Here is a 7,223-nt window from a genome sequence, read left to right as displayed (position 1 = left end):
CTGGATGTACTATATTTTTTTGCCGCTTTCATCCAGCAAAAAAATACATTTTTGTTTTGCTTACATTACATTACCTCAATGAACTTCTTGGTTCTTTAACCACAATTCCTGATTTGTCGGTTTTGTGGGTAATTGACAGGTTCTAAGGTGCCTAAGGTGGTTCAAAAATTGTATGGCCCTTCGAGCCTTTTTGTTTTGAACCACCTTAGGCCTGTCGATTACCCACAAATCCGCACACATTAATTGGATTCGGCTTCGCCAAATCTTTTTAACACGACGTCACGACGCAACGACGACACGACGTTTAGCTACCGCTACCACCCAACGCCATGCGTTGGGGACACTCAGCGCGCAGCGCTGAGGACGTCGTGTCGTCGTTGCGTTGTGTCGTCGTGTTAAAATCAAGCAGCGAAGCTGCGTCAAAAAGTCTAATTTGTGGTTTTGTGGGTAATCGACAGACCTTAGGCACATTAGAACACCTTAAAAGGAATAAATCTAATGTCCTTCGTAGTGTTTCTAGCTGAATACGTTGCTCTGCTAGCTCAAATTTCAATGCGTTTACCCTGGATTATGCCCCAAATTCCGCAATTTTACCACAGATTACCACCTCCGCAAGTTTCGGATTTTATCCCAGCCCCAGCTCCACGATCTTTGTATCGTAAAAAGCAACAACGATGAACACACAAGATCAACTCAACTACACCCGCATTGCCGAAGCAATCGAGTACATCCGCACCCATTTCAAAGAGCAGCCCAATCTGGACGAGGTCGCTGAAAAAGTACATTTAAGCCCTTTTCATTTTCAACGTTTGTTTAGTGAATGGGCGGGGACGAGTCCGAAGAAGTTTTTGCAATACATCAGCGTGGAGCACGCCAAAAAACTGCTGAAAGAAGAGCAGGCTACCCTTTTTGATACCGCTTACGAAACCGGGCTTTCCGGCACCAGCAGGCTGCATGACCTCTTCATCAACATTGAGGGCATGACACCAGCCGAATACAAAAACGGCGCAAAAAACCTGGACATCAATTACAGCTTTGCCGAAAGTCCTTTTGGCAACCTGATCGTGGCTTCCACCGTCAAAGGGGTTTGTTTTATGGGTTTTTATGAAGACGAGCCTACCGCATTTGCGGCGCTTGAGGCCCATTTTCCCCATGCCGAATTCAGTCGCAAACTGGACATGATTCAACAAAATGCCTTGTTCATTTTTCAAAATGACTGGAGCAAACTGCATGAAATCAAGTTGCACCTGAAAGGCACCGATTTCCAACTCAAAGTATGGGAAACCTTGCTCAAAATCCCGATGGGGCAACTGGCCACCTATGGCACCATCGCCCAAAAAATTGGCAACCCGAATGCCTCGCGCGCCGTTGGCACCGCCATTGGCAGCAATCCGGTGGCCTTTTTGATTCCTTGCCATCGGGTGATTCAGTCGACCGGAACCTTTGGGGGCTACATGTGGGGGCCTACGCGCAAAACGGCGATGATTGGTTGGGAAGGGGCGAAAACGCAAACAAATTAAGGCCGATGCTGTTTCATGAATTTGTTAGTGACGCCGAGTTGAAGCGCGCCATCCACAGCAAAGCCATCGTTTTGGGCGGCAACAAACAATTGAAAATTTACGGCACCTTACATTGTGCCTCGGGCAAAAGAATGAAACGGGTCAACCGCGTCTTTTTTGCCTCGGTGCAGGAAGCTATTGAAAGTGACTTCCGCCCTTGTGGGCATTGTATGAGGAGTGAATACCAAATCTGGAAACATGGACTTGTTCAGTAAACTCACAGATGCTACCCTTAACCTGCTACCGAAAGACGGGATTGTCAATTATTATGGCCAGATCTTCACCCAGGAGGAAGCAGATCAGCATTACCAGCAATTGCTGCACAAGATCGAATGGCGGAATGATGAAGCCCTGATGTTTGGCAAATTGATCATCACCAAACGCAAGGTAGCCTGGTACGCTGAGACTAATTTTGAATACACTTATTCCAAAATCACCAAACGTGCCTTACCCTGGACGCCGGAGTTGCTGGAATTGAAAAAAATCACCGAGGAAACCACCGGCGAAACCTACAATTCCTGCCTGCTCAACCTCTACCACAGCGGTGAAGAAGGTATGGCCTGGCACAGTGATGGGGAAAAGGATTTAAAAAAGGACGGGGCGATTGGCTCACTGAGTTTTGGGGCGGAGCGCAAGTTTGCGTTTAAACACAAAGCGAGTAAAGAAACGCTGGGGATTCTGTTGGAGCACGGGAGTTTGTTGGTGATGAAGGGGATGACGCAGACGTATTGGTTGCATCGTTTGCCGCCAACTAAAACGGTGGGGAGTCCGCGGGTGAATTTGACTTTTCGGACGATAGAGGGAACGCGGTGATGTTTTTTACAAAAGCGACGTTTTTGTACCACAAAGATGAAAAAAGAGGACACGGAGAACACAGAGTTAGATGTTGACGGGCTCTACTTTTAAGAAAAACCCTACCCGATTCTTGCCCTAAAAAAGAACAATGTCAACGTCTAACTCTGTGTCCTTTGTGCACTCTCTTTTTCCCTTTGTGCTAAAAATTGTGTCGCTTTGGGATTGCCAGGTGATGCTACTTCTCCTCCACCTGAATCAAATTCACCGCGTCCTCCAATTTCAACTTACCCGTATCATAATCGCGGATCAATGTTTGAGGTACCGTATAGAAAAGCTGCTTGATGGTTCCTGCCGATGTATCCCACAATGCCCCACCACTATTGCCAACAGAAACGTCAACTTTCAGGATTTCACCAGCTTTTAACCCTTTCAAGATGCGGCTGTATTCCAACAATTGTTGTGGAAACTCTGCCTTAAAGGTTTTTATTCTTTGATCCAATTCTTCCTTGGGAATCCCTTTCACTTTGAGCTGGGCAGAATAGGTGTTGGGATTAATCTCGATTAAGGAATCAATCCGTGCGGGGGAAAAATTCATCTTAAAAACATAGCCAAATCCACCAACTGCTTCGGCTTGCACCGCTCCAAACTGCACCAAATTTTGGGAAACATTGGGTGAATACAAGCGCTCCAGAATAGCCGTAAATACTTCCACTTCTGGATTGGTCACCCGCTCCGCACAACGGGTCACGGAATATTGAATTTTTTCCACAAATTTGGCCTGATCCAATTTGTCCGCCCGCAAGTCCAGCATGTCTTGTTTTGCAATTCTGCTGCTCAGTTCACAAGCCATTTTGCCCTGCTCAATGCCCCAGTAATCTTCTTTGATGCTCCAGTTTACCCAGATTTTTTCTTCGGGCTTCAGTTTGCTCAAGAGGATGGTGTACTCAGCTAAAAACTTTTCCAACACTTTTTTCATGCGAGGGATTTTTGAAGCAAAAACACTGTCCTGGGTTTTGGCCAATTGCCCATAGGCATTGGTATGTTGCATCACAGATCCCTTGGTACTTATGTTATATCTGCCGTTTTGACCAGATTTAATCTCAACTGAATCGCCCGTGGTGCTCATTGCGTTGGGGGTTATGACTCCGTAAATTGAGGGTTGTTCGGCCAGCAGGTCATTTAAGTTTTGGCTCTTATTGCGATTGAGTGCCTTCGCCTCATACCGGTTTTGACCATTACTTCCAAATCCTCGGCGCGCTAACTCTTCAGCGGAATAAAAGGTCGTGCTAGTTGCTCCAAACCCTATAATGCTGCCATTAACGCCTAATAGTCTTGGACTTCGGTAAAAAGGAACATGCTGCGAGATGGTAAACAATGCGCCGCTACCTGCGATATAACTGCCTTTGATTTTATCAACATTAATTGCTGTATCCCCTACATTAAACTCTTGTTGAATTATTTTCTGCAAGACGCCACAGACAATTTCAATCTCCTTTTCTACTGCCGTGAGCACCCGGTTGGTATTCTCCTCATCCCTAAGCAGCGGATAGGCCAAGGCTGGCCCCGGAGACCATGCCCGGGTCCTAAGAGTGGTAGCACCAATGGCGTTCCCTTCTTTAGATTTTAAAACCAGAGTGTCCAGTTTCGGCTTCTCTCTATTCAATTCATTGATTTCCAGTTTCTTTTTAGGCTCTACTTCTATTCTGGCAGGCTTTTGAGCAACAAGAACAAATTGAGCGCCAAAGATTGCTCCTAGCAAAAGGTATGTTTTCATGGCTTTAATTGTTGGTTTGTTGAATGATTACACGGTTAAACTTGTCCTGCTCCTGCCTTTGGTAGTGCACTTGAGCATAAACTTTGTTGAATTCGTCTTTGATGCGATCCAGGTCTTTCTCCCGTTTGATGTTCCAATCGATGAAGCCTTGCTGCAACACCCACTTGATTTTTTCCTGTTGCTGGGTGTGGGCATCGTTCATGGCGGTGACCATTTTACCCAGGTTATCCGCTTGGGTGGTTGCAACCAAGGAAGTCAGTTCTTCTTGCTGTTGTTTGTTGAGTGCACTCAACTCACTTTGCAGCTGATTGACCAATTGCAGGCGTTGGGTATCGTTGTCCTTGCGCAGGTTGACCTGGGCTGAGGCGATGGTTTGTTCCAATTGGGTGTAATGGGAAGCCAACTCAGCCCGCACCAATTCCTGTATGGCCTGGGTATCAGCAGCGGTCAGTGCATTGACCTGTGGCGGTTCGACCTGCATTTTGGGTGGCGTTTGGATTTTGCCAAAAGCGATGGTCATCTCTCCGGCGTCAAAACGCACCTGAATTTTGGCCAATAAAAATCCAAATACCACCAGTGCAATGGAAGCCGCTGCCCAATAAGGCCAGCTCAATTTGCGGATCACCGGTGTCGGAGCCACCGCAGCAGGAGGCATCAGCCAGGGCATCATCGGCCCATCTGGCACGGGCATACTTTGCAAAGCGCCGCGCACTTCTTGCAAGTCCTCCAGTTCCTGCGCCAATTCGGGATGTTCCTGTAACCAGGCTTTGTCTGCTGCTGCATCCGCAGCTCCTTCGCCATACAGGAGATCCATCAGTTTGATGATTTCAGCTTCATTCTTCATAGTACATCTCTTTGATCAGGCGCTGTTGCGTCAAAATTTGTTTGAGGTTTTTAAGTCCTACGTAAAGGCGTGACTTGGCGGTATTTTCGGAAATCTGCAACAAGTCGGCGATTTCTCTAAATTTCAAACCGTCCAGCTCTTTGAGGATGACGATGGTGCGTTGATCCTCGGGTAGTTGTTCCACCGCTTGCATCAGCAGGCGGTTCCGTTCGGCCAATTGCAGGTCGTGGTCGGGCATTTGGGCCCGTGGTTGCCGGGCTTCAGGTACATCAAAGCTGGTCAAACGCGAGCGCTGCTTTTTGCGCCCTTCCATGTGACAACAATTGATCACGGTGCGGTAAAGCCAGCTGACAAACTTTTCGCTTTGTTGCAACTGATCCAGGTGCTGGTACACCGACATAAAGGTGTGTTGCACCGCCTCCCGAGCCATGTGTTCGTCCGACACATAGCGCATGGCCATCTGGTAAGCCCGACGGTACCAGACCCGAAAGAGCATGTTCAGCGAGTGTTGGTCGCCTTCTCTGGCTTTGCGCAGTAGTATTTCCGTTTGTTGCTCCAAAGGATCGGCTTTTCAGTTGTGTTATGTCCTAAGGATGCGGGTAGGTGGGGAAAAGTTTGAACCAGGCAATTTTTTTTACAATAAATATCCCATCGTAGGGGCAACCCTTTGTGGTTGTCCTTCTCTGTTCCCAAATCATAAAAACAAAAGCACCATTGCCACAATGCATAAGCTAATGGTCATCCGCCGAAAAAATTGATCCGAAAAACGCTGCGCCAGCCAAATGCCTGCTGCCACTCCAAAAAGCAGTACAGGCACCAACAACAGGTTGATTTGAATGGTGTCCCAGGATATGGTGCCCCAAAAGAAAATTTGAAAAGGCGTTTTGACTAGATTGATCGAAAAGAAAAACCAGGCGGCGGTGCCCAAGTAGCTTTGTTTAGGCAATTGCATCGCCAGAAAAAATACCGTAGTTGCTGCTCCGGCCAAATTGCCAAACATGGTAGTCACTCCCGCCAAAATCCCCATGCAGGCCGCAAACCACCACTGCTGTGGAATCGTGGTGATGCCCCGATAATCCCGGTACAACATAAACGCAACACTGCCCGCAAAAATCACCCCCATGATGCGTTTGAACAACAAATCATCCACCACTTGCCCGAGCCAGGTGCCAAAAACCACCCCAAGGATGGTCCAGGGCAACAATTTCCAATAATATTTCCATTCGGCATTTTTGCGGTAGTACAGCACGGCGGTGAAATCTGCTACGATGAGCATGGGTAGGATCAGGCCTGTTGAAAATTTGCCTCCAAAGTACCAGGCGGTTAGTGGGACGACCGACATGCCCAGGTTGGAAATTCCTCCTTTGGCCATCCCAATGAATAAGGCGGCCAAGAGCAAAATGCCCCATTGAATCGGGCTGAGGGATTGAATTGAAAATTCCATGGGGTTAAAGGTAGGGATTGTAGTTGAGAAGTTGAGGGAGGTTGAGGAAGTTGAGAAGGTTAAGGCTACCGCGAGCGATTTTGACCATGTCGATGTCTAAATCGCTTGCGGAGCCTAAACCTTCTCAACCTCCCTCAACTTTCTCAACCCTTACTGTATTGGCGGCCACACAATCACATCCACCCTGCGATTTTTTCGCCTGCCCTCCCAGGTCGAGTTGTCAAAAAGTGGGTTAAATTGGCCAAAATCCTGGATGGAGATCATTTCACTTCGCAGCCCCCTTTCCAGCAGTAAATTCAAGGTATTGTCTGAGCGCATTTGGGAAAGCCATTGGTTGTATTCGGCCCCGCCAATGTTGTCGGTATGGCCATGGATGCTCACATCGTGGCTATCTACATCGGGAATCTCGTCCAGCCATTTGTACAAGGCATCGATCTGTTCTTTGTCAATGAAATGGGAGCCACCACCAAAATAGATGCTGAAGATGTGGTACGGGGCCTTACCATCCCCCATGATGGTTTGTTGGCCCCAAGCCCAGGTAGTAGAACTCAGGAAAATGAATGCGTAGAATAATCCTTTCATGATCAGCGGGTTTTCACTGACTAAAATACGGGAATTAAGTGAATAGTGAAAAACGAAAAGTGAAAAGCTGGTTCACCTTTTGTCTTCCACCGTCCATATTATCATTTCACAAACTAGTAAGCATATTGTAGTTCACTTTTCACTTTTCACTTTTCACTTTTCACTTTTCACTTTTCACTTTTCACTTTTCACTTTTCACTTTTCACTTTTCACTTTTCACTTTTC

Annotated in this window: 8 protein-coding genes; 3 read left to right on the top strand and 5 right to left on the bottom strand. The window is 47.2% G+C overall.

From position 1 onward, the window contains the following. Positions 1-674: 674 nt before the first annotated feature. From ACEW9O_RS23680 to ACEW9O_RS23670, 3 genes are read left to right on the top strand one after another with little or no spacing between them, the layout of a single operon-like run. Positions 675-1,520: a methylated-DNA--[protein]-cysteine S-methyltransferase gene (locus ACEW9O_RS23680; RefSeq protein ID WP_373552696.1), complete on the top strand. Its 846-nt coding sequence runs from the start codon at positions 675-677 to the stop codon at positions 1,518-1,520. Positions 1,521-1,525: 5 nt separating this feature from the next. Further along, positions 1,526-1,774 (top strand): Ada metal-binding domain-containing protein, encoded by a 249-nt coding sequence (locus ACEW9O_RS23675; protein WP_373552695.1) that lies wholly within the window; start codon positions 1,526-1,528, stop codon positions 1,772-1,774. Continuing rightward, a complete protein-coding gene (locus tag ACEW9O_RS23670) occupies positions 1,758-2,372 on the top strand; it encodes an alpha-ketoglutarate-dependent dioxygenase AlkB (RefSeq protein ID WP_373552694.1) in 615 nt (204 codons plus the stop codon). The genes ACEW9O_RS23675 and ACEW9O_RS23670 overlap by 17 nt, the downstream gene beginning before the upstream one ends. Before the next feature lie 217 nt (positions 2,373-2,589). Here the strand turns inward: ACEW9O_RS23670 and ACEW9O_RS23665 are convergent, their stop codons facing one another. The 5 genes from ACEW9O_RS23665 to ACEW9O_RS23645 all read right to left on the bottom strand — a co-directional run bounded on the left by ACEW9O_RS23665 (position 2,590) and on the right by ACEW9O_RS23645 (position 6,998). Then, positions 2,590-4,128: a hypothetical protein gene (locus tag ACEW9O_RS23665; protein ID WP_373552693.1), complete on the bottom strand. Its 1,539-nt coding sequence runs from the start codon at positions 4,126-4,128 to the stop codon at positions 2,590-2,592. A 4-nt stretch (positions 4,129-4,132) separates the two neighbouring features. After that, complete coding sequence (locus tag ACEW9O_RS23660; protein WP_373552692.1) at positions 4,133-4,972, bottom strand: anti-sigma factor; 840 nt, start codon at positions 4,970-4,972, stop codon at positions 4,133-4,135. Then, positions 4,962-5,531, bottom strand: coding sequence for an RNA polymerase sigma factor (locus ACEW9O_RS23655; RefSeq protein WP_373552691.1), 570 nt, complete (start codon positions 5,529-5,531; stop codon positions 4,962-4,964). Before ACEW9O_RS23655 ends, ACEW9O_RS23660 begins: the two co-directional genes overlap by 11 nt. 135 nt (positions 5,532-5,666) lie before the next feature. Then, positions 5,667-6,416 (bottom strand): sulfite exporter TauE/SafE family protein, encoded by a 750-nt coding sequence (locus tag ACEW9O_RS23650; protein WP_373552690.1) that lies wholly within the window; start codon positions 6,414-6,416, stop codon positions 5,667-5,669. 150 nt (positions 6,417-6,566) lie between these two features. Beyond that, positions 6,567-6,998, bottom strand: coding sequence for an OmpA family protein (locus ACEW9O_RS23645; RefSeq protein ID WP_373552689.1), 432 nt, complete (start codon positions 6,996-6,998; stop codon positions 6,567-6,569). Positions 6,999-7,223 lie beyond the last annotated feature (225 nt).

Origin of the sequence: Haliscomenobacter sp. (genome assembly GCF_041740695.1) — a bacterium.
Taxonomy (GTDB): domain Bacteria; phylum Bacteroidota; class Bacteroidia; order Chitinophagales; family Saprospiraceae; genus Haliscomenobacter.
Note: the sequence above shows the minus strand (reverse complement) of the source record. Positions and strands in the feature narration are given on the sequence as shown.

Bases quoted from the DNA above. Each gene is read 5' to 3' on its own strand.
- ACEW9O_RS23660 (WP_373552692.1), bottom strand. From the start codon at position 4,972: ATGAAGAATGAAGCTGAAATCATCAAACTGATGGATCTCCTGTATGGC.
- ACEW9O_RS23670 (WP_373552694.1), top strand. From the start codon at position 1,758: ATGGACTTGTTCAGTAAACTCACAGATGCTACCCTTAACCTGCTACCG.
- ACEW9O_RS23680 (WP_373552696.1), top strand. From the start codon at position 675: ATGAACACACAAGATCAACTCAACTACACCCGCATTGCCGAAGCAATC.
- ACEW9O_RS23645 (WP_373552689.1), bottom strand. From the start codon at position 6,998: ATGAAAGGATTATTCTACGCATTCATTTTCCTGAGTTCTACTACCTGG.
- ACEW9O_RS23665 (WP_373552693.1), bottom strand. From the start codon at position 4,128: ATGAAAACATACCTTTTGCTAGGAGCAATCTTTGGCGCTCAATTTGTT.
- ACEW9O_RS23650 (WP_373552690.1), bottom strand. From the start codon at position 6,416: ATGGAATTTTCAATTCAATCCCTCAGCCCGATTCAATGGGGCATTTTG.
- ACEW9O_RS23675 (WP_373552695.1), top strand. From the start codon at position 1,526: ATGCTGTTTCATGAATTTGTTAGTGACGCCGAGTTGAAGCGCGCCATC.